The organism is Thermosyntropha tengcongensis, from assembly GCF_055381335.1.
On sequence record NZ_AP042437.1, the window covers coordinates 475,785 to 496,486 of the forward strand.

Below are 20,702 nucleotides of genomic sequence, written 5' to 3' on the forward strand. Positions count from 1 at the left end.
ATATGGTTTGCGAAGCTATCTTAATGCAGTATTGATAGGAGCTATGCTGGGAGCAGCAGCAGCTATATACTGGCAGGACAGGAAGATAGAGGATATTACTGCTGCTGACAAGCCTAAACGCAATATGCGGCGGGTTTTGAACATAATTTAACAGGATTGAAGGCAGGGATGCAGGTGGAACTAACCCTTAAGGCATGGCAACGTTATTTGCTTTTTATAGTGGTGGCTTTAGCCACTATTTATTTTTTATACCTGGTGAGGAGCGTCCTTGTAAGTTTTGCTTTGGGAGCTCTTCTGGCTTATCTTCTTTTCAGGCCGGTCAGGTATATAGAAAAATGGGGAGTAAAAAGGGTATGGGCGATTTTGCTGGTTTATATGCTGGTTTTGTCCTTGCTTGCTTTATTTATCTATTTTGCTGTTCCCGGGATAATAAAAGAAATGACTGCTTTAGCCCATCTCATACCTCAGTATGCAGGACAAACCGAGGAGATTATGAACAAAATCGACCATATGGATATGCCTTACAGGTTAAAAGAAGTGTTTTGGAAAAATGTAAGAGAGATAGAGGAGTTTGTTTATAAAGGTTTAAACAGCCTGGTAAAAGGGATTTATAGTTTGCTGGAAACGGCTCTTTTTTTAATATTTGCTCCAGTTTTGGCTTTTTATATTATGATGGATTGGGAAAGAATAGGAGATAATTTCCTTAAATTGTTTTCTCCTCCTGTTCGTATGGAGCTTAATAGGCTTTTTAAGGAAATGGACCAGGTGTTGATAAGCTTTATAAAGGGCTATTTTCTGGTAGCCTGTATGGTAGGCATATTAACCGGAATAACCGCTTATTTTATAGGGGTTAAGTTCCCTCTATTGTTAGGAATTTTGGCGGGAATAACCAATCTGATACCTTTTTTTGGCGCTTTTTTAGGTGGGGTGCCGGCTGTTTTGCTGGCTTTGACTGACTCTTTCCGCTTAGCTTTATATATGGCTTTAGGTATAGTTATAATACAGCAGGTGGAGAGCAACCTTATAACTCCTAACATAATAGGCAACCGATTGGGATTACACCCCTTGGTGATAGTTTTTGCGCTCCTAGCGGGAGGCAATCTTTGGGGCATATGGGGAATGCTCGTAGCGGTACCGCTTACTGCAGTTTTACGCGTAATTTTCTCCTGGTTTTATGTTAAAATTATAGCATGATTAAGGATGAAGGTGATTTGTTGACATAATTCTCGATATAAAAGAAAATAGATTAGTAAAGTTTTTGTACGAAAAAGGGAGGATTAAGGTGTGTTGAAAAGCAGTGAAATACGCAGAATGTTCCTTAATTATTTCAAAGAAAATGGACATACAGTAGTAGCCAGTTCTTCTCTGGTGCCAGCTGATGACCCTACCCTGCTCTTTTCTAATGCGGGAATGAACCAGTTCAAGGATGTTTTTCTGGGTTTGGACAAGAGGCCTTATACAAGAGCGACTACTGCTCAGAAATGTGTGCGGGCAGGAGGAAAACATAATGATTTAGATACGGTGGGGAGAACGCCCAGACACCATACTTTTTTTGAGATGCTGGGAAATTTCTCTTTTGGCGATTATTTTAAGAGAGAAGCTATAGGATATGCCTGGGAGTTTTTAACCAGGAGATTAGGGCTGGCTGAGGAAAAACTTTGGATTACTATATATAAGGATGATGAAGAAGCTTTTAAATTGTGGCAGGAAGTGGCAGGTGTAAAGCCGGAGCGCATAATAAGGCTGGGAGAAAAAGATAACTTCTGGAGCATGGGGGATACCGGACCCTGCGGCCCCTGCAGTGAAATTATATATGACCGGGGAGAAAAGTATGCCTGCGGGGATGACTGCCGTATAGGTGGATGTGACTGCGACCGCTGGCTTGAGATATGGAATCTGGTTTTTATGCAGTATAACCGGGATGAAGAAGGGCATATGACTCCCCTGCCCAGGCCCAGTATTGATACCGGCATGGGATTAGAACGGATTACTGCGGTAATGCAGGGAGTGGAAAGCAATTACGATACCGACCTTTTTACACCTCTGATAAAACAGGTAGAAGAGTTAACCGGTAAAAAATATATACGGGATGAACAGGGGTTCCCTTTCCGGGTTATTGCTGATCACAGCCGTGCGTGTACCTTTTTGATTGCTGATGGCGTCCTTCCGAGCAATGAGGGAAGGGGTTATGTTTTAAGGCGCATACTGCGGCGGGCTGTCCGCTTTGGGCGCTTTTTGGGCATTGAAGAGCCTTTTCTACATAAACTGGTAGCGAATGTAGTTGACATAATGAAAGATGCTTATCCTGAACTTCTGGAAAGAAAAGAGTTCGTGGAAGAAGTTATCAAAAGGGAAGAAGAAAGATTTTTTGTCACCCTTAATGAGGGGATAAGAAAAGTGGAAGAAATTATTGAAAAAGCCCGGAGGGAAGGGAGAAATATTATTAGCGGGGAAGAAGCTTTTATGCTGTATGATACCTATGGCTTCCCCATGGACCTTACGGAAGATATGGCGGAAGAGAATGGATTTGATGTGGACCGGGACGGATTTAACAGGATGATGGAAGAACAAAAGAGAAGGGCCAGACAGGCTAATAAAGGAGAAGGGGCTTTTGCCAGGGAACTCCTGATAACTGAGCTTTTAGGGAACCTGCCGAAAACTGTTTTTACCGGATATGAAAGGCTGGATGACGAGTCGGAGATAATAGCCATTATAAAAGATGATATACTTAAAGAGAGAGTAGAAGATGATGAGGCAGTAATAGTTACCAAAAATACTCCTTTTTATGCAGAAAGTGGTGGACAGGTAGCTGATACCGGGATTATAGAAGGCCAGAATGGATGTATGGAAGTAAAAGATGTGCGCAAGATAGGCTCTTTTATAATTCATGCCGGAACAGTTAAAGGCCTTTTGTGCCAGGGAGAAAAAGTGGCTCTCAAGGTAGATAAAGAGAAAAGAGCAGCTACTGCTCGCAACCATACGGCTACTCATCTTCTGCACCAGGCTTTGCGGCAGGTTTTAGGTGACCATGCCCAGCAAAAAGGTTCTCTGGTAGAACCGGAAAGGCTTCGTTTTGACTTTTCTCATCTCGCTCCTTTGAGTGAAGAAGAGATAGAAAAGGTGGAAAAGATAGTAAATGAGGCCATATGGCGTATGTATCCTGTTCAGGTTGAAGAAACCAGCCTGGAGAAGGCAAGGGAAATGGGGGCTATTGCCCTTTTCGGAGAAAAATACGGTGAAACGGTAAGGGTAGTAAAAGCTGGCGATTTCAGCATGGAACTTTGCGGTGGTACGCATGTGAAAAATACAGGTGAAATTGGGCTGTTCAAGATATTAAGCGAAGGAAGCATCGGGTCAGGGCTGCGGCGTATTGAAGCGATTACCGGATATGCCGTATTAGGTTATATAAATAAACTGGAAAAAGAGATTAATGAAACTGCTTCTATACTTAAGACGAGTCCGCATAATATAGCAGAAAAGGTGGAAGCTTTAACCCGTACCTTAAAGGAAAAAGACCGGGAGATAGAACAGCTTAAAGCCAGGATCTCAAAATCTTCAGCGGAAGATTTGATAAATCATGCTTATCAGGTAAATGGGGTAAATATACTGGTAGCGCGCAGTGAAAGTGAAGATATAAACCTTTTAAGGCAAAATGCGGAAACCCTCCGGGATAAACTGGGAAGCAGCGTGGTGCTTCTGGGGGCAGCAATAGGAGATAAGGCAGCTTTTGTCTGTTTTGTAAGTAAAGATCTGGTGGCAAAAGGGGTCCATGCTGGCAAGATTGTGGGAGAAGCAGCCAGGGTAGCTGGAGGAGGCGGTGGTGGACGTCCCGATATGGCACAGGCCGGAGGCAAGGATATAAGTAAGCTTGATGAAGCTCTTCATACCGCTAAGAATATAATAGAGGCTGCCTTGAGCTGAAAAATTTAAGGTTGTTTTTAAAGGGGGAGGCGAACAGCATGGGGAGATTTGATGAAACAGTAAGTTTTAGTTTGCAAAAAGATGGTGAAGATAAGGTAAGGATAGTTTTGAAAACTGTCTATGAAGCCCTGGAAGAAAAAGGGTATAACCCTATAAATCAGCTTATAGGCTATATGATATCAGGCGATCCTGCATATATAACGAGCCATAATAATGCCCGCAGCCTGATATGCAAGATTGAGCGGGATGAGATACTGGAAGTGCTTTTGCGCCATTACCTCAAGGAAAAATAATGCTTAAAAAGCCTCATGCGAAAGGCATGAGGTTTTTTTGTAAGGAAGGGGTTTTGATAAATCGATGCGTATTATGGGATTGGATGTAGGGGAAAAAAGGATTGGGGTGGCCTTAAGTGACCCTATGGGCTGGACAGCACAGGGGCACTCGGTTATTGCCAGGAAAAACCTGGACTATGACTTGAAGGAAATTAAAAAAATATGTGAAGAAAAAGAGGTAGATGAGATTGTTATAGGGCTTCCCCGCAACATGAATGGGACTTTAGGCCCTAAAGCGGAGGAGATCCAGAGATTTGGGGAAAGGATAGCCCGTTATACCGGTATTAAGGTCTGCTACTGGGATGAACGACTGTCTACGGTAAGCGCGGAAAAGGTTTTACTGGAGGCTGATGTTTCGCGGCGCCGCCGAAAAGAGGTGATAGATAAGCTGGCAGCAGTAAATATTTTACAGAACTATCTTGATTACCTTAACCGTGCATGAAAAAGATTTTTGATGGTTAAGTTTGACAAAGTAAGGAGAAAATAATACAATGACTTTAGTTTTATGAAAAAGAGGTGACTTGATGAGCCACGAAGAATTTTTTGAAGAAGAAATTCCTGTTCTGGTATTAGTTGATGAAGAAGGAGTAGAGCATGAGTTTGAGCTTTTAGCAGAACTGGAGATTGATGATGCCACTTACCGCGTATTGGTACCTTTATTTGCTGAAGATGAGGATGACGAGTCTGACGAGGTAGAGGTAGTAATACTTAAAGTAGTTTATGATGAGGAAGGCAATGAATTCCTGAGCGACATAGAAGATGATGAAGAATGGGAAAAAGTTGCCGATGCCTGGCAGGAATTAGTGGAAAGCGAAGATTTTTAGCTTTTGCCTTTTACCCGGGATGATTCCCGGGTTTTTGCATTATTTTGTTGGTTATTCTACAAGCCTGTTTCTATATTATATAATAGTTAAAGCTATATAAAGTAGTTGGGGGATTTAGGAGTGAGAGGCAAGGCAAAAGGAGTTCTGGTAGTTACATTATCGATATTTCTGGGTATACTGGCAGCAGTTCTCATATATTTTTATCATTTTTTTTATCACAGTGAGGTTTTTTTGCCTGGTGTACATATTGCCGGTGTACCGGTAGCGGGGCTTTCACCGGAAAAGGCAAGTGCAAAGGTTGACGGGTACCTGAAAAAAGCGATGATGGAAAAGGTGATTTTTTCTTACGCAGATTATAAGTATGTTTACCGGCTGGGAGACCTGGCTTACCCTTTAAGCAGCAGGGAAATAGTTGATAAGGTGTGGGAAAAGGAAAAAAGGCGGAGCCTTAAATCAAAAATATTAAATCTGGATGGTAGAAGAAAAATAAATTATCCCCTGGAAGTAGCTTATAATCCTGCCATATGGGAAAAAATAACGGAAGAATGGAAGAAAAATATTGAAGTTCCCTGCCTGGATGCCAGGCTGGAGATAAAGCCGGGAAAAGGTTTGGTTATAGTACCTGCCAGGGAAGGACGGGAGATTGATGTAGCAGGAACTGTATCTGGACTGCCTTTAAGGATAGATGAAATTAAAGATGAACCATATAATGTGCCTATTGTGGTTAAAAAGGCTTTGCCTGCCGTCAGGGCGGAAGATTTTAAGAATGTTGGGCTTTTATCATCCTATACTACTTTTTATGATACAGCTCTGGTTGACCGTTCCCATAATCTGGCCACTGCTGCCAGAGCGGTAAATGGGAAGGTAGTTTTGCCAGGAGAAGTATTTTCATTTAATAAGGTGGTAGGAGAAAGGACTTTTGAAAATGGCTACCGGGATGCCCTGGTTATAGTAGGGGGAAAATTTACTCCCGGAGTGGGAGGGGGAGTATGCCAGGTCTCTTCTACCCTCTATAATGCAGTTTTGCTGGCTGGCCTGCCTATAGTGGAGAGACATAACCATACCCTGGCAGTAGCGTATGCGCCTTTGGGATTTGATGCCACCGTAGCTTATGGGCTGCAGGATTTTCGTTTTAAAAACAGCACTCCTAATCCTCTTTACATAAGAGCAGAAGCCGGAAACGGCAGATTGACCGTTTATATTTACGGGAATCTGGATTATAAATGTAATGTAAAAACCGCTCATGTTATAGATAAGGTGATGGAATTTAAGGAAATAAGGGAGTTTAAGGGTGATTTAAAACCAGGGGAAGAAAAAATAGAAACTAAAGGCAATCCAGGGTATATTGTGCGCAGCTTCCGGTATTTTTATGACAGCAGCGGCAAGCTGGTAAAGACGGAACTTTTGGCCCGTGATATTTATAACCCGCTCAACCGTTTGGTTTATGTGGGGCCGAAAGTTAATACAGATTCTTCCGGAAACAACAAGGGAGTACCTGATGGTTCAGAATCTAATGCAGGTATGGGAGAAACAGCACCTGAAGATAATGGCCCCAGCAGTGACAGCAATACAGGCATAATTATAGAAAATCAGCTTTAGCATGAAGCAAAATTGTAAAAAGGTGAGGAAATGAGTGAAATTGTAAGAATGAAAAAAATAAAAAGGGAAGTGCTGATATTAGGAGCTTTTATCCTGGTTATGGGACTCTTTTTTGGCCGCTTTTACTGGCTTAATATGCAGTATATGCCGGTAGATCCTGCTGACAGTACTTATATAGATGTTTTTATACCGGAGAAAAGCAGCGCGCGTGATGTAGCCCGCATTTTATACGATAGACATCTCATTCGAAGTGAAGGTGCCTTTCTTTATTACTGTAAGAAGACTGGATATGACAGCAGGTTGAAACCGGGACATTTTAGATTTAGCCGCAGCCAGTCCTTAAAAGAGATAGTCCAGGATATTGCAGAAGGCAAAGTGGTAATGATTACCTTTACCATTCCGGAAGGGTATACTGTAGAACAGATTGGCGATATAGTGGTGAAAAAAGGTTTATGCAGCCGGGAAGAGTGGGAAGCAGCTTTGCAAAAAGAATATCCTTATCCTTTTTTAGATGAGGTTCCTTCAGGAGTTAGAAACCGTTTGGAGGGTTTTCTTTTTCCTGATACTTATGTGGTGGGCGAAGAGGTAACAGCTTCTCAGCTGGTTGAAATGATGCTCAATAACTTTAATAAGGTATGGCAGGAAAACTTTGCTAAGGAAGCTAAAGGTAAAAGTATTTACCAGATAATTACCATAGCTTCCATGATTGAAAGGGAAGCGGTAATACCTTCCGAAAGAGCCAGGATTTCAGGGGTAATTGCTAACCGGCTTAAAGCAGGCATGCCTTTGCAGGTAGATGCTACGGTTTTATATGCTTTGGGGAAGCATAAGGAAATGGTGACTTATGATGATCTTAAAATAGCTTCTCCCTATAATACATACAGGATAAGCGGCCTTCCCTTAGGCCCTATTTCCTGTCCTGGAAAAGATGCTATAAGGGCAGCTATTCATCCGGAAAAGCATAATTATTTTTATTATGTGGCTAGAGGAGATGGCAGTCATTATTTTTCCAGAACCTATGCGGAACATCTGGAGGCAATTGCCAGATACCAGAACAGGTAAAAAAGGTTGGTGGTTAAATTGAAGAAGCCGGAACTGGTGGTTCCAGCAGGAGATTTGGAGAAACTGAAGACAGCAGTAATTTTTGGTGCAGATGCGGTTTATATAGGAGGAAAGGAGTTTAGTCTGCGTGCCTATGCGGGCAATTTTTCTCTGGAAGAAATTAAGGAGGCTCTCGATTTTGCCCATGCTCATGATAGAAAGGTATATGTTACAGTAAATATACTGGCTCATAACCATGATATAAAAAAAATGCCCTCTTACCTGGAAAAGCTGGAGGAAATGAGGGTTGATGGAATAATAGTTTCCGATCCGGGAGTATTGAGAATAGCCAATAGATATGCCCCTTCTGTCCCCAAGACGATAAGCACCCAGGCGAATGTAACTAATGTGGAGGCAGCCTTTTTGTATAAGGAACTGGGGGCAAAAAGGATTGTTCTGGCCAGGGAACTTGCTTTAGATGAGATAGAGGAGATAAAGAGGGAAGCAGGATTAGAAATAGAAGTTTTCGTACATGGAGCTATGTGTGTGGCTTATTCAGGAAGGTGCCTGCTTTCCCATTATATGACAGGACGCAGTGCCAACCGGGGAGAATGTGCCCATCCCTGCCGTTATCAATATGTTTTGGAAGAAGAGAAAAGGCCGGGACAGTATTTCCCTATTGAGGAAGACGCGAGAGGAACCTATATTTTGAATTCTAAAGATTTATGCCTTGTTGAGTATATTCCTGAGCTTATAGATATAGGGGTTGATGCGTTTAAAATTGAGGGAAGGATGAAGAGCCCCCTTTATGTAGCAAGTGTGACATCTGTTTATCGCAAGGCAATAGAAAGGTATATTAACACAGGAGAAGCTTATAAAGCGGAAGAGCTTGCGGAATGGATAAATGAGCTTTCTAAAACGGCTACCAGGCCTTTTACAAATGGGTTTATTGAAGGGGAGTCTCCTTTTATTCAGGATATAAACAAGACCGTTTTAAGAAATCGGGTTTCTTTTTGTGGTATGGTAGTAGATTATAACCACGAAAAAAAGATGGTTAAAGCAGAACAGAGAGCTAATTTTGGCTGTGGTGATGAAATGGAAATTCTGCTTCCGGATGGTAATATATTCCGTTTTAATCTGGATGTGCTTTATGATGAAGAAGGAAACAGGATTGACCGGGCCAGACATGCCAAACAGAAGGTGTTTTTCAAGGTTGATTTTCCGATACCTCCTTATTCTATTTTGCGGAAGGTGGAAAATACAGGTGATTAAAAAAGGAGATATATATGCTAAAATTCATCCTCAGAATATTGACCGTATAACCAGGATTATTGAAGCTTATGAAAATATAGGTATAGTTTCGACGGCTGACCGGGCAAATGGTTTGGTGGTTATAAGAGGAACGGCAGATACTTATGAAGAATTAAAGGAAATACTGCTTAATATGCCTTTCCCGGTGGAGATAATAGAGGAAAAATAGAATAACCCCCTCCTTTAAAGCTAATTATAAAGTTAGAAAAGTTTTAAAGGAGGGTTTTTGTGTATATAAGGAGTTATCGTATTTTTATATTGATGTTTTTATTTCTGTTTATTTTTTCTGGTTTATTGCTGAGAATTGCCTACTATCAACTGATCAAAGGTTATGCTCTGGCAGTGCAAGCTAATAATATGCGCAAAAGGAGTATTGAATTAAAAGAATATCCCCGGGGAGATATATTTGACCGCAACATGCTTCCCCTTACTGGTATTTCTACCAGCAAGGCTTTGTATTGTCTGCCGGGAGAGGTGATCAAGAATTCACCTTTTTCTGATCAGGAGCAGGCATTGCGCGAAGTAGCTGAAGTTTTAGAAAATAGCCTAAAGGGAAGAAGTTATGATGACATATACAGTAAGCTTAAAGAAGGGGTTAAGCATAAAAATGCTTTTATACGCATCTTTGCTGATTTAACTGAGGAAGAAAGGCAAAAAATAAATACTTCTGCCCCTTCTGGCATTGTAGTAGCTCCTGTTATTAAGAGGTATAGAAGTGACGGTTTTTGCTGCCATGTCCTGGGCTGTATAAATGGAAGCGAGAATAGGGGGATAAGCGGTATTGAATATTTTTACAATGATATTTTAAGCGGATATCCTTCTTCAAAAGAGCTTATTTCGGTTCTGGATGCCAGGGGACAGGCTATAACCGGGCTTATGTTCAAGGTTCGCAAAAGGGAAGATGAAAATAGGGCAGGTGTAGTTTTGACCATTGACAAAAGGGTGCAGGAAATAGCTGAAGAAGCAGCAGATAAGTATATAAAAAAGGGAGCAGTAGTAGTAATGGATGTACACAGCAAGGAGATACTGGCTATGGTTAGCCGTCCCAAATATAACCCTTATCAGATAGAAAAGATAAAAGATGATAACGAAAATAGCCCTCTTATTAATCGGGCTTTGCTTCCTTATCATCCCGGATCTCTTTTTAAAATATTAATAGGGGCTGTTGCGCTGGAATATGGTGCTGTTGCGAAGGAAGAAGAGTATTATTGCAGTGGAGAATACAGGTTTGATAATGGACATGCTGTTGCTTGCTGGAAAAAAGAAGGCCACGGATGGGTAAATTTAAAAAAGGCTTTTGCGTATTCCTGTAATCCCTATTTTATAAATACAGCTTTAAAACTGGGGAAAGATAAAATAACCGGCACGGCAGGGAAGATGCATGTTGCAGATGGAAGGATAATAGGATATCAGTCTGTAAAAGGCTGCTACATAAAAATAGAAAATGCTGACATGGCGGTGGCCAATGCTGCATTAGGACAGCAGGGGGTTATGCTTTCACCCCTTAATATAGCTTCTCTTATAGCTACGGTTGCTGATGACGGATATTTTGCCCCTCCTGTGCTGGTAAAGTGCTGGATAGACAAAGAAGGAAGGGAAAATCCGGTTTATCCTGAACCAGGAAAAATGGTTATAAGCAGGGAAACGGCAGAAACCTTAAGGGAGATGATGCAAACTGCAGTAGCTGAAGGTACCGGAAAAAATGCACAATTGCTGGCAGCCAGGGCGGCTGGAAAAACAGCTACCAGTCAGACCGGCAGGTTTGACGATAAGGGAAAGGAAATATTAAATGCCTGGTTTGGGGGTTTTTTCCCTGCCGATAACCCCCGCTTTGTGGTGGTGGTTTTGGTGGAAGAAGGGAAATCCGGAAGCGTCTCTGCTGCTCCGGTGTTTAAAGAAATAGGAGACAAGATGTTAAGATTTTTTGACTTTTAATCGGAAGGTAAAAAGTTTATAAAAAAAAAGAGAAAAATAGAGGGGAATCTATTTTACTGTCGAATTATAGTAAAGTTTGGGCTCAGGATGAGAAAGGAGGATAAAAATGGAACATGTAACAATTTTGGACAATCCTATAGGGGGCAACTGTATCCGAACTTTACGGGACAAGGAAACTAAAACTTCCGATTTTCGCCGGGCTTTGCGTATTTTAGGCTATCTCCTGGCGGTAGAGGCATGTAAGAAACTTAAAACAGAAGAAGACACTGTAATTACACCTTTAGAAGTAGAAGCCAGGTGCAGTTATGTTGATGACAGCCGGATACTTTTGGTTCCTGTTTTGAGAGCAGGATTGGGATTGGTGGAGAGTTTTCTTACTTTTCTTCCTTCTGCCAGGGTGGCTCATGTTGGCATGTACAGGGATCATGAAACCCTGGAAGCCAAGCCTTACCTTAATAATGTTCCTGTCAATAATGGAGGAATTGATCAGGTTATTGTCCTGGATCCTATGCTGGCAACCGGCAACAGCGGTGCTAAAGCCCTGGAATTTATAGTCGAGAAAGGTTATAAACCGGAGCAAATAATATACGTATGCGCTTTTTCGGCTAAACCCGGTATAGAACAGATTTTAGGGAAGTTTCCGGGGGTAGAGATAATAACAGCAGTGGTGGATCCCATTTTGAATGATAAGGGTTATATTGTTCCCGGCCTGGGGGATGCAGGAGACAGGTTATATCTATATTAAGCTTATGGCTTATGAGCTATTATTTATTTGGAGGGATTGAAATTGGCTAAACGAGAAATAGGGGTACAGGAAAAGCTGCCATTTTTGCATACTCTTCCTTTAAGCCTGCAGCATCTGTTTGCCATGTTTGGAGCCACGGTGCTGGTTCCTATAATATTTGGAGTAGATCCGGCAACTGTGCTTTTATTTAATGGTATAGGCACCCTGCTTTATATCTTCATATGCAAAGGAAAGATACCTGCTTATCTTGGTTCAAGTTTTGCTTTTATTTCACCGGTATTGATGGTACTTCCCAAGTATGGCTATGGTGCCGCTTTAAGCGGCTTTATCGCTGTAGGGTTAGCTTTTGTTTTAGTAGGTCTTATAATTAAAATGGCAGGTACCAGATGGATTGATATAGTATTTCCGCCGGCTGCCATGGGAGCTATTGTAGCTGTAATCGGACTGGAACTGGCTCCAGTAGCTGCTCAGATGGCAGGTTTTCTTCCACCGGCAGGATTTCAGGGAACCTGGGTTCCTGATCCCAGGATGATTACCGTTTCTGTTTTTACCTTGGCGGTTACAGTTTTCAGTTCCGTTCTGTTTCGGGGATTTTTGGCTATAATTCCTGTCCTTTTGGGGATATTGGCTGGCTATATATTATCGTTCTTTATGGGTATGGTGGATATAAAACCTATTTTAGAAGCTCCCTGGTTCAGTTTACCCACTTTTTATAAGCCTGAATTTAATCCTGCAGCTATAGCTATCATCCTGCCTGCCGCTTTAGTAGTAATTGCCGAACATATTGGACACCTCTTTGTTACCCAGAATATCGTAGGAACTAATATGATAGAAGATCCCGGATTGCACAGATCCATAATAGGGAATGGACTTTCAACCATGATTTCCGGATTCTTTGGCTCAACCCCCAATACTACTTATGGGGAAAACATTGGAGTTTTGGCTATAACCAAGGTTTACAGCACCTGGGTAATTGGTGGAGCAGCAGTTATTGCTATCCTGCTTTCTTTTATAGGCAAGCTGGCCATGGCTATCAGAGTGATACCCAGCCCGGTTATGGGAGGCGTATCTCTGCTGCTTTTTGGTATTATTGCGGCTTCCGGGATAAGGATGCTGGTGGAAGCAAATGTTGATTATGGAAAACCGCGCAATCTTATTTTAACTTCTATTGTTCTTATTATAGGTATAAGCGGAATAAGCCTTAATTTAGGGGCAGTAGCCTTGAAGGGTATGGGATTGGCCACGGTTATAGCTATTATATTAAGCCTTTGTTTTGCACTGCTGGATGTTTTGGGTTTATCTTCTGAGGAATAAAAAATGCTTAAAAAATAAACCAGGCAGAAGAACTAACTTCTACCTGGTTTATTTTTTTTCTTCATTTAAGCGGTCTATGCTTTCTGCAATGGAGGCAAGGTTTTTAAAAAATTCTTCTACATCTCCCGGCATGTTATTCCTAAGATATTTGTTAAATTTACTTCCTTCTGCCAGTATCTTTTCTCCCAGTTCTCTGCCCTTCTCTGTTATATAAAGTTTTACTACCCGTCTGTCCTGGGCATACAGCCTTCTTTCTACCAGGCCTTCTTTTTCCAGTTTATCTACCATGGTAGTAAGAGAAGAATTTTCAATTTGTGCGCGGTTGCCGATTTCGGTAAGGGTTGATCCGTCTTTTTCCAGCAGGGTAAACAGGATAAATGATTGGGCCATATTAAGACCGAATTGGCTCATTTCCTGAGTGATGTATTTTTCTACTTTTTTCATGGTAGCTTTTAGCTGGTAGCAGACAAAAGTTGTGAAGTCTTCCATATATACCCCTTCCTTAAAAGATTTATTAAATTAAACACTTATTAATAATGCGCAAAATGAGATTTATTTGTCAAGATTGAGCAGGGTGAAGGCAGAGAATGCCTCAATTTTACGGTTATTTGGCTGCTGCTTTTTGCACTATTTAAGGTTAAATTATCAGTTCAGGTATAGCATTTGTTAACAAACTAAGATATAATTTATAACAACAAATTACGAATCGGATAAATTTAAAAATAAATATACATATCGTAATTTAGAATGGAGGTGATATACGCACATAAATTTTATTACCTTTTCAATAATACAACAAAATATATGGCAAGGGCAAATATAACAATTATTTTTTGTCATTAATTTTTATTTTTAAATTATAAAGATAAAAAGGCAAATATTCAATCCGTATAAATAAAGGTTTTTGTTTTTAATCAATTATGAAAGGAGATTGTTGTCATGAGCGATATTGTAAAGTGGCAGTACAAGCAAAAGCTTATAACGGCAGATCAAGCTGCGGCTATGGTTAAATCGGGAGATAGGATATGGTACAGTGAATTTGCCATGTTTCCTGAGACTTTGGATGAAGCACTGGCCAAAAGGATAGATGAACTGGAAAACTTAAGGATAAGAAGTGTCAGCTATACGAAAGTCCCCAAAATAGTTGAGCTGGATCCGGAACGCAACCATGTTATTATGGAAGATTGGCATTTCAGCCGGGTTTCCCGCAGTTTGCATGATAAAGGTCTCTGCAATTATATTCCTATAAGCTATCATCAAGGACCTCGTATAGTAAAAAAATATGACGAAGTGGACTATGCTTTTGTGATGGTGGCGCCTGTTGATCCCAAGGGATTTTTTAATTTAGGGACCTCTAATTCCGTTACTCCAGCCTATTTGACTAAAGCCAAAAAAATTATTGTAGAAGTAAACAATTCAGTTCCTATTTGTCTGGGGGGCAACAGTGAATCTATCCACATATCACAGGTTGATTACATAGTAGAAGGAAAAAACTCGCCTTTATTCGAGCTGCCGCCGGCCAAACCTACAGAAAAAGATTATATTATAGCTGAATATATAATGAAAGAAATTGAAGATGGCGCTACCCTGCAGCTGGGAATTGGAGGCCTTCCAAATGTTATAGGAGAAAAAATTGCCAAGAGCGATTTAAAGGATTTGGGCGTACATACAGAGATGCTGGTAGATTCTTTTGTTGACATGTATAATGCCGGAAGGCTTACCGGGGCGCGCAAAAATATCGATAAATATAAAATGGTTTATACTTTTGCTATGGGGACTTCCAAACTGTACAGCTTTTTAGACAACAATCCTATGTGTGCCATTTATCCGGTTAACTATACTAATGACCCGCGCATAATCGCCCTTAATGACAAGGTGGTAGCTATAAACAGCGCGGTGGAAATCGATCTTTTCAGCCAGGTGTGTTCGGAAAGTTCGGGTACCCGTCATATTTCAGGTACCGGTGGGCAGCTTGATTTTATTTTCGGGGCTTTTGCTTCCCGGGGAGGGAAAGGGTTTATATGCCTTAACTCAACCTATACTGACAAAAATGGGGTGGTTCATTCCCGGATAAGGCCTACCCTTTCTCCTGGCTCTATTGTTACTGTGCCCCGCTCTATAGTACATTATGTGGTGACTGAATACGGAATAGTACAGCTAAAAGGGAAGTCGACCTGGGAAAGGGCAGAAGCCCTTATCAGCATAGCTCATCCTGATTTCCGGGATGAACTTGTAAAAGCAGCTGAAGAGATGAATATATGGACAAGGACTAATAAGATAAATTAAAAAATAAGGCGGCTTGCAGGTAAAAAATGTAAGCTGCCTTATTTTTGCTTAAATAAAAATTTAGGGGGTTTTTGTTATTTATTACCTAAAAACAGGTTGTAAAGGAAAATAAGTATGTAAATATATACAAATACTTCTAACAGCCGGAAGATAAAACCGGCCAGGGTGTAGCCGTACAGCTGGTAGAAGCTTTGTTCCGGATTATTCTGGCGAATGGAAGAATAGGTAGTTATTGTATAGTAGATGAAATAAATAAAGCTGCTTAAAGTTATAAAAATAATGAATGTTACAAGGCCCGCAACAAGGAGGGCGATGTTTTTAAGTGCAGGGATAGAGGCTAAATAGGCTATAACAGCGGTAACCAGGGTAAAAAAGATTATATTTTTAACCGATGCTTTTATTATATTAAAGAATACATCCTTCTGCTTTTTCAACGGTTATACCCCTTTTTAGTTTTTGTTTATTATATATTACGGATTACCTGGTTGTTAAGAATTATTTTGTTATTAGAAAAAAGACCAATATTTACCTGTCAACAAAAGTCACAATTTGTAATTCACCTTCATATAGTATAAAGCGGTACTATTTATGGAGGTGGAATTATGAGTGCTCTGGGTTTTGTTTTGGCAGTACTGGCTTTGATAAAAGGCGGTATTTTGCTTTTTGGCTACCTTACCAACCAGGTTTTTCCCCAGCCATTGAGTGAGGAGGAGGAAAAAAATTACCTGCAGTGTTTCAAAAAAGGTGATGAAGAAGCACGCAACAGGTTGATTGAACATAATTTAAGGCTGGTAGCTCATGTGGTGAGAAAATATGAAAATAGCGGAGAAGATATGGAGGATCTTATTTCTATAGGGACTATTGGTCTTATAAAGGCGATAAATACTTTTGACGAAGATAAAGGGGTTCGTCTGGCAACTTATGCAGCAAGGTGCATTGAAAACGAAGTCTTGATGCATTTGCGCAATATAAAAAAGAATAAACAGGAAGTATACATTTATGATCCTATAGGCTATGATAAAGAAGGCAATGAAATATCGCTTATGGATGTGCTTACCAATGACAATGAAATAATTGATATAGTAGATGCCAGGATGCAGGAAGACAAGATAATAGGAAAACTGTGGGTACTTTCTCCAAGGGAGAGACAGGTAATAGAAATGCGTTATGGGCTTTTAAGCGGAATCAAGGAAACCCAGAGAGAGATTGCCAAAAAATTAGGAATTTCTCGTTCCTATGTTTCGCGTATAGAAAAGAAAGCTTTAAAAAAATTGGTAAAGGAATTGGAGATAAAGGTTTGATAAAAAAGAGATCCTTAAGCATATAGGAGCTTTGGGGCTCTTATAATTTTTTATTATGGTAGACAGAAAATATTATTATTCAGCATATAGGCTGATATTTAAGACATTTAAGATAAAATTATAAATGAATCAGGATGAATTTGTTAAGTTAATTTTTTGTTAAGGAATTATTAGTAAATAATAATTTATAATTACATTTTTTGAAATGTTGATTTATTGCGAAATTAAAATATTAATCATAAAAAGTTAAGTCATAAATTTAAATTATCAAGTGATGAAAGATAGCTTTGTTTTCGGGGCAAATTAAATATGAGCTAATTATAAATAGGGGGCAGTATACCATGAAGGATGAAAAAATTTTGTTCTGCGGAAATCCTCATGCTAAAGGCACCAGAGATTTTGTGGAAGGGCTGAAAACTAAATATAGTGTAACTACAGTGGACAAGCCGGAAGATGTGGTAAGCATACTAAAACATGCTCATTTTGATCTGGTTTTGCTTTATCTGGATGATGAAAGACAGGGCTATGAATACCAGATAAATCTGCTGCAGGATATTTTAGCTGCTGATGAAAATATTTCTGTAGTATTTGCAGTAGCTTACCGCGATGTTCAGGCGATGGTACGCATTGCCCAAACAGGTGCTTTTTACTACTGGGTTGGGGATCCGCCAGATATAGAGCAGGGGTTAAAACTGGTCGATGAAAAAATGGAGATAAGAAGAGATACTTTCCGCATGGAACCTTCAGAAAATGCCCCTTTTGGTATAGTAGGCAAATCAGCAGCGATAAGGCGTGTGCTGGCCCTTATTAATAAGGTTAAAGATACTGATACTAATGTCATAATTACGGGGGAAAGCGGAACCGGAAAAGAACTGGTTGCCCATGCCCTGCATTTTGGAGGAAAAAGACGTAATGGGCCTTTTGAAGTGGTAAACTGCGGGGCTATACCAGCTAATCTTATGGAATCTGAACTTTTTGGACATGCCAAAGGTGCTTTTACGGGAGCCTATCAGGCGAGAAAAGGGAAGTTCGAGCTGGCCAATGGAGGGACTTTGTTCCTGGATGAGATAGGAGAGCTGGAACTATCACTGCAGGCCAAGCTCCTCAGAGTGCTGGAAGATTTTAAAGTGGAACCGATCGGGTCAGGGACTTCTATAAAGGTTGATGTGCGTATAATAGCAGCAACGAATCGTGACCTGGAAAAAATGACCGAAGAAGGCTTGTTTAGAGAAGACCTCCTTTTCCGGCTGAATGTAATAAATATACACCTGCCCCCCTTGCGTGAAAGGAAAGAAGATATACCCCTTTTGGTTAAATATTTTCTAAATAGATATTCGGAAAAATTTTCTATACCTATTGAGGGGATAGACGGCAAAGCATTGGAAGTTCTCGAAAGCTATGATTGGCCTGGCAATATCCGCGAACTGCAAAATATTATACAAAGGCTGGTTATATTAAGTGAAGGAAGGCAGATAAAGCTTACTGATTTGCCTAAAAACCTGGTAAAAGCCAATAGCAGAACAGTAAAGGGTGATAACGGATCTTCTCTGGTGCCGGTTTATGTAGGAGAAACCCTGGAAGAAGCCGAGAAGAGAATTATACTGTCTACTTTGCGCTACTACAATGATAATAAAACAAGAGCGGCGGAAGTTCTGGGTATAACCGACCGTACCTTGCGCAATAAGCTCAAGGTGTATTTTGAACAGTAGAGAGGTCATAATTTCTAAGGCCCAGATGAAACTGAGCAATTGTTTCCCGCGCGGAAAAAATTACTCAGTTTCTTTTTTTGTGGTCATAGATAAAAATGCTATATACAGGACTTTTAGAGTTGGCATGCTTTTTGCTAATAAAATATAGTGAATACAATATGCCTTTGATTATTCTGGAATCTGCCCCTTTGAATTAGCTCATATCAGCAAAAAATGTAGAGTTTCGACCTGGAAAAATAAAAGGAAGGAGATGCTTAACAAATGAAGTTTGATACGGTGGTCAAAAATGCCATGATACCTCAGGGCGACCGTCTGGTACCTGCTGCTATTTTGGTTAAGGACGGAGTGATTGCAGGTATTGTAAACGGAGACATTGAGCCCCATATGCTGGAAGGGGTAAATGTAATTGACGCAGAAGGTAACATGGTATTGCCGGGATGTATTGATTCCCATACCCATTTTATGGATCCTGGCTTTACCCATCGCGAAACTTTCCTGGATGGGTGTAAAGCTGCAGCTGCTGGTGGTTTGACTACTATAATCGATATGCCTTGCTGCAGTGTTCCTTCTGTACGCGGTGTGGCAGAAATGGAAAACAAGCTCAACGCTATCAAACCACAGGCCATAATTGACTTTGGTCTCTGGGGTGGAGTCACCGGAGAAGATGTCCGCAATGAAGTGCACTACAAGATTGTAAGAGAACAGGCTGATGCAGGAGTAGTTGCCTTCAAGGTTTACATGACTCCTTCTGTTCCTTCCTATCCCAGGGTAACAGATCCGGAAATGCTTGAATGTTTTAAAGCAGTAGCAGAAACCGGTCTTCCAATTGGAATTCATGCTGAAAATTATGCTATGTGTGATTTCTATGTGCAGAAATTCCAGAAAGAAGGGCGCATGGATGGACCGGCCTGGTCAGAAGCTCGTATGCCGCTCGCTGAGAAAGTTGCCATTCAGCTTGGCATAAGTTTTGCTGAAGCAACGGGAGCCCGTCTGCACATTGTGCATATGGCTCTGGGAGAAGGGGCAATACTGGTAGGAGAAGCTAAAAAGAGAGGCCTTGATGTAACTTCTGAAACCTGTCCTCATTACCTGGTATTGGATTATAAAGAAGCCATGAGCAAATACGGTGCTTTTGCCAAGATTGCGCCGCCTTTAAGAAGCAGAGAAGATAATGAGCTGCTCTGGGAAGGCTTGAAAAACGGCAGTGTTGATTTTATAGCTACTGACCATGCTCCTTATGAAATTCCCACAGAAAAGGCAGCCGAAGGAATGACCATCTGGACTGCTTTCCCGGGAATACCTGGAGTTGAAACTATGGTGCCCTTAATTGTAAGTGAAGGCTATAATAAAGGCCGTATCAGTCTTTCCAGACTGGTTGAAATATTAAGCCGCAATGCAGCAATTCATTATGGCTTATATCCCAAGAAAGGTGCTATGGAAATTGGTTCTGATGCTGACTTTACCATTATTGACCTCAACAAAGAATGGGTAATCGATCAGGAAAAACAGTACAGCAAAGCTAAATATACACCGCTGCATGGCATGAAACTGAAAGGTAAAGTTGTAAAGACAGTTGTACGCGGTAAAGTTGTTTATGATGAAGCTAAAGGTATTGTAGGCGAACCTGGTTATGGCGAATTTGTAAAACGCCAGACCATAAGCAAATTAGATAGAAAAATAACATTTTAATCGGTAAGGAGGAGGATTTTTAATGGCTAAAGACAGACATTGTATTGTAATCATCGACATGCTCAATGACTTCATTGGGCCCAATGCACCTTTAAGATGTCCGGACGGGGAAAAAATCGTTCCCAATCTGCAGAAATTAGTTAAATTTGCTCATGAAAACGGCATTAATGTTGTTTTCGTGCAGGAAGCTCACCGTAAGGATGATGCAGACTTCAAGGTACGTCCTGTACATGCTGTTAAAGGAACCTGGGGTTCTGACTTCATTCCTGAGCTTTATCCGGATGAAGAAAAAGGCGACTACATTGTACAGAAACGCAGACACAGTGCTTTCGCCTATACTGACTTAGACCTTTATCTCAGAGAAGAAGGCTGTGACACTGTAGTTATCACTGGTGTATGGACTAATGTATGCTGCCGTTCTACTGCTTCTGATGCACTTTACAGATGCTATAAGGTTATTGTTATCAGCGACTGCAACGCTTCTGCAACTCAGGAAATGCATGAAGCAGGTTTGAGAGATATGTCTCTGTTTGCTGAAGTAATTACCCTTGATGAATACATGTCCAAATATGGCAGACAGAATGGCAAATTTGCAGATGCTGAGTAATTAACGAAATAATAATCTAAAGAAAAATGCCCTGTGCTGAATAAGGTACAGGGCATTTTTAAAGAATAATAATAAAGCTAGCATGAGG

General features: G+C 40.7%; 20 protein-coding genes. 18 read left to right on the forward strand and 2 right to left on the reverse strand.

The window, feature by feature from the left end; translation table 11 throughout:
* Positions 1 to 7 precede the first annotated feature (7 nt).
* From ACZ42E_RS02265 to uraA, 13 genes are all read left to right on the forward strand, one after another.
* Positions 8 to 151 carry a hypothetical protein gene (locus ACZ42E_RS02265; RefSeq protein ID WP_464892837.1) on the forward strand — a complete coding sequence of 48 codons (144 nt, stop codon included), beginning with the start codon at positions 8 to 10 and terminating at the stop codon, positions 149 to 151.
* Between the two features lie 5 nt (positions 152 to 156).
* Entirely contained in the window at positions 157 to 1,194 is a 1,038-nt protein-coding gene (locus ACZ42E_RS02270; protein WP_464892838.1) for an AI-2E family transporter, read from the forward strand.
* 90 nt (positions 1,195 to 1,284) lie between these two features.
* Positions 1,285 to 3,921, forward strand: coding sequence for an alanine--tRNA ligase (gene alaS, locus ACZ42E_RS02275; RefSeq protein WP_464892839.1), 2,637 nt, complete (start codon positions 1,285 to 1,287; stop codon positions 3,919 to 3,921).
* A 38-nt stretch (positions 3,922 to 3,959) separates the two neighbouring features.
* Positions 3,960 to 4,214 carry an IreB family regulatory phosphoprotein gene (locus ACZ42E_RS02280; protein WP_464892840.1) on the forward strand — a complete coding sequence of 85 codons (255 nt, stop codon included), beginning with the start codon at positions 3,960 to 3,962 and terminating at the stop codon, positions 4,212 to 4,214.
* Between the two features lie 64 nt (positions 4,215 to 4,278).
* Positions 4,279 to 4,695: a Holliday junction resolvase RuvX gene (gene ruvX, locus ACZ42E_RS02285; RefSeq protein ID WP_464892841.1), complete on the forward strand. Its 417-nt coding sequence runs from the start codon at positions 4,279 to 4,281 to the stop codon at positions 4,693 to 4,695.
* A gap of 82 nt (positions 4,696 to 4,777) precedes the next feature.
* Positions 4,778 to 5,077 carry a DUF1292 domain-containing protein gene (locus ACZ42E_RS02290; protein ID WP_464892842.1) on the forward strand — a complete coding sequence of 100 codons (300 nt, stop codon included), beginning with the start codon at positions 4,778 to 4,780 and terminating at the stop codon, positions 5,075 to 5,077.
* Between the two features lie 120 nt (positions 5,078 to 5,197).
* On the forward strand, positions 5,198 to 6,676 hold the full coding sequence (locus ACZ42E_RS02295) for a VanW family protein (protein WP_464892843.1): 1,479 nt from the start codon (positions 5,198 to 5,200) through the stop codon (positions 6,674 to 6,676).
* A gap of 30 nt (positions 6,677 to 6,706) precedes the next feature.
* Entirely contained in the window at positions 6,707 to 7,738 is a 1,032-nt protein-coding gene (gene mltG, locus ACZ42E_RS02300; RefSeq protein ID WP_464892844.1) for an endolytic transglycosylase MltG, read from the forward strand.
* A 9-nt stretch (positions 7,739 to 7,747) separates the two neighbouring features.
* On the forward strand, positions 7,748 to 8,989 hold the full coding sequence (locus tag ACZ42E_RS02305; RefSeq protein ID WP_464892845.1) for a peptidase U32 family protein: 1,242 nt from the start codon (positions 7,748 to 7,750) through the stop codon (positions 8,987 to 8,989).
* Positions 8,982 to 9,197, forward strand: a complete 216-nt coding sequence (locus tag ACZ42E_RS02310) for a DUF4911 domain-containing protein (RefSeq protein WP_464892846.1) — start codon at positions 8,982 to 8,984, stop codon at positions 9,195 to 9,197. Before ACZ42E_RS02305 ends, ACZ42E_RS02310 begins: the two co-directional genes overlap by 8 nt.
* 59 nt (positions 9,198 to 9,256) lie before the next feature.
* On the forward strand, positions 9,257 to 10,963 hold the full coding sequence (locus tag ACZ42E_RS02315) for a peptidoglycan D,D-transpeptidase FtsI family protein (RefSeq protein ID WP_464892847.1): 1,707 nt from the start codon (positions 9,257 to 9,259) through the stop codon (positions 10,961 to 10,963).
* A 106-nt stretch (positions 10,964 to 11,069) separates the two neighbouring features.
* A complete protein-coding gene (gene upp / locus ACZ42E_RS02320) occupies positions 11,070 to 11,708 on the forward strand; it encodes a uracil phosphoribosyltransferase (RefSeq protein WP_464892848.1) in 639 nt (212 codons plus the stop codon).
* A gap of 42 nt (positions 11,709 to 11,750) precedes the next feature.
* Positions 11,751 to 13,022 carry a uracil permease gene (uraA, locus tag ACZ42E_RS02325; protein ID WP_464892849.1) on the forward strand — a complete coding sequence of 424 codons (1,272 nt, stop codon included), beginning with the start codon at positions 11,751 to 11,753 and terminating at the stop codon, positions 13,020 to 13,022.
* A gap of 48 nt (positions 13,023 to 13,070) precedes the next feature.
* On the opposite strand, the gene ACZ42E_RS02330 is transcribed toward uraA, so the two are convergent.
* Entirely contained in the window at positions 13,071 to 13,511 is a 441-nt protein-coding gene (locus ACZ42E_RS02330; protein WP_464892850.1) for a MarR family winged helix-turn-helix transcriptional regulator, read from the reverse strand.
* Between the two features lie 450 nt (positions 13,512 to 13,961).
* On the opposite strand from ACZ42E_RS02330, the gene ACZ42E_RS02335 reads away from it, so the two are divergent.
* Positions 13,962 to 15,308 carry an acetyl-CoA hydrolase/transferase family protein gene (locus ACZ42E_RS02335; protein ID WP_464892851.1) on the forward strand — a complete coding sequence of 449 codons (1,347 nt, stop codon included), beginning with the start codon at positions 13,962 to 13,964 and terminating at the stop codon, positions 15,306 to 15,308.
* 74 nt (positions 15,309 to 15,382) lie between these two features.
* Here the strand turns inward: ACZ42E_RS02335 and ACZ42E_RS02340 are convergent, their stop codons facing one another.
* On the reverse strand, positions 15,383 to 15,742 hold the full coding sequence (locus ACZ42E_RS02340; RefSeq protein WP_464892852.1) for a hypothetical protein: 360 nt from the start codon (positions 15,740 to 15,742) through the stop codon (positions 15,383 to 15,385).
* Positions 15,743 to 15,910: 168 nt separating this feature from the next.
* On the opposite strand from ACZ42E_RS02340, the gene sigK reads away from it, so the two are divergent.
* The 4 genes from sigK to ACZ42E_RS02360 all read left to right on the forward strand — a co-directional run bounded on the left by sigK (position 15,911) and on the right by ACZ42E_RS02360 (position 20,614).
* Positions 15,911 to 16,609 (forward strand): RNA polymerase sporulation sigma factor SigK, encoded by a 699-nt coding sequence (sigK, locus tag ACZ42E_RS02345; protein WP_464892853.1) that lies wholly within the window; start codon positions 15,911 to 15,913, stop codon positions 16,607 to 16,609.
* Positions 16,610 to 16,950: 341 nt separating this feature from the next.
* Positions 16,951 to 18,318, forward strand: coding sequence for a sigma-54 dependent transcriptional regulator (locus ACZ42E_RS02350; protein WP_464892854.1), 1,368 nt, complete (start codon positions 16,951 to 16,953; stop codon positions 18,316 to 18,318).
* A 261-nt stretch (positions 18,319 to 18,579) separates the two neighbouring features.
* Entirely contained in the window at positions 18,580 to 20,007 is a 1,428-nt protein-coding gene (gene allB / locus ACZ42E_RS02355) for an allantoinase AllB (protein ID WP_464892855.1), read from the forward strand.
* Positions 20,008 to 20,029: 22 nt separating this feature from the next.
* A complete protein-coding gene (locus tag ACZ42E_RS02360) occupies positions 20,030 to 20,614 on the forward strand; it encodes a cysteine hydrolase family protein (RefSeq protein ID WP_464892856.1) in 585 nt (194 codons plus the stop codon).
* Positions 20,615 to 20,702 lie beyond the last annotated feature (88 nt).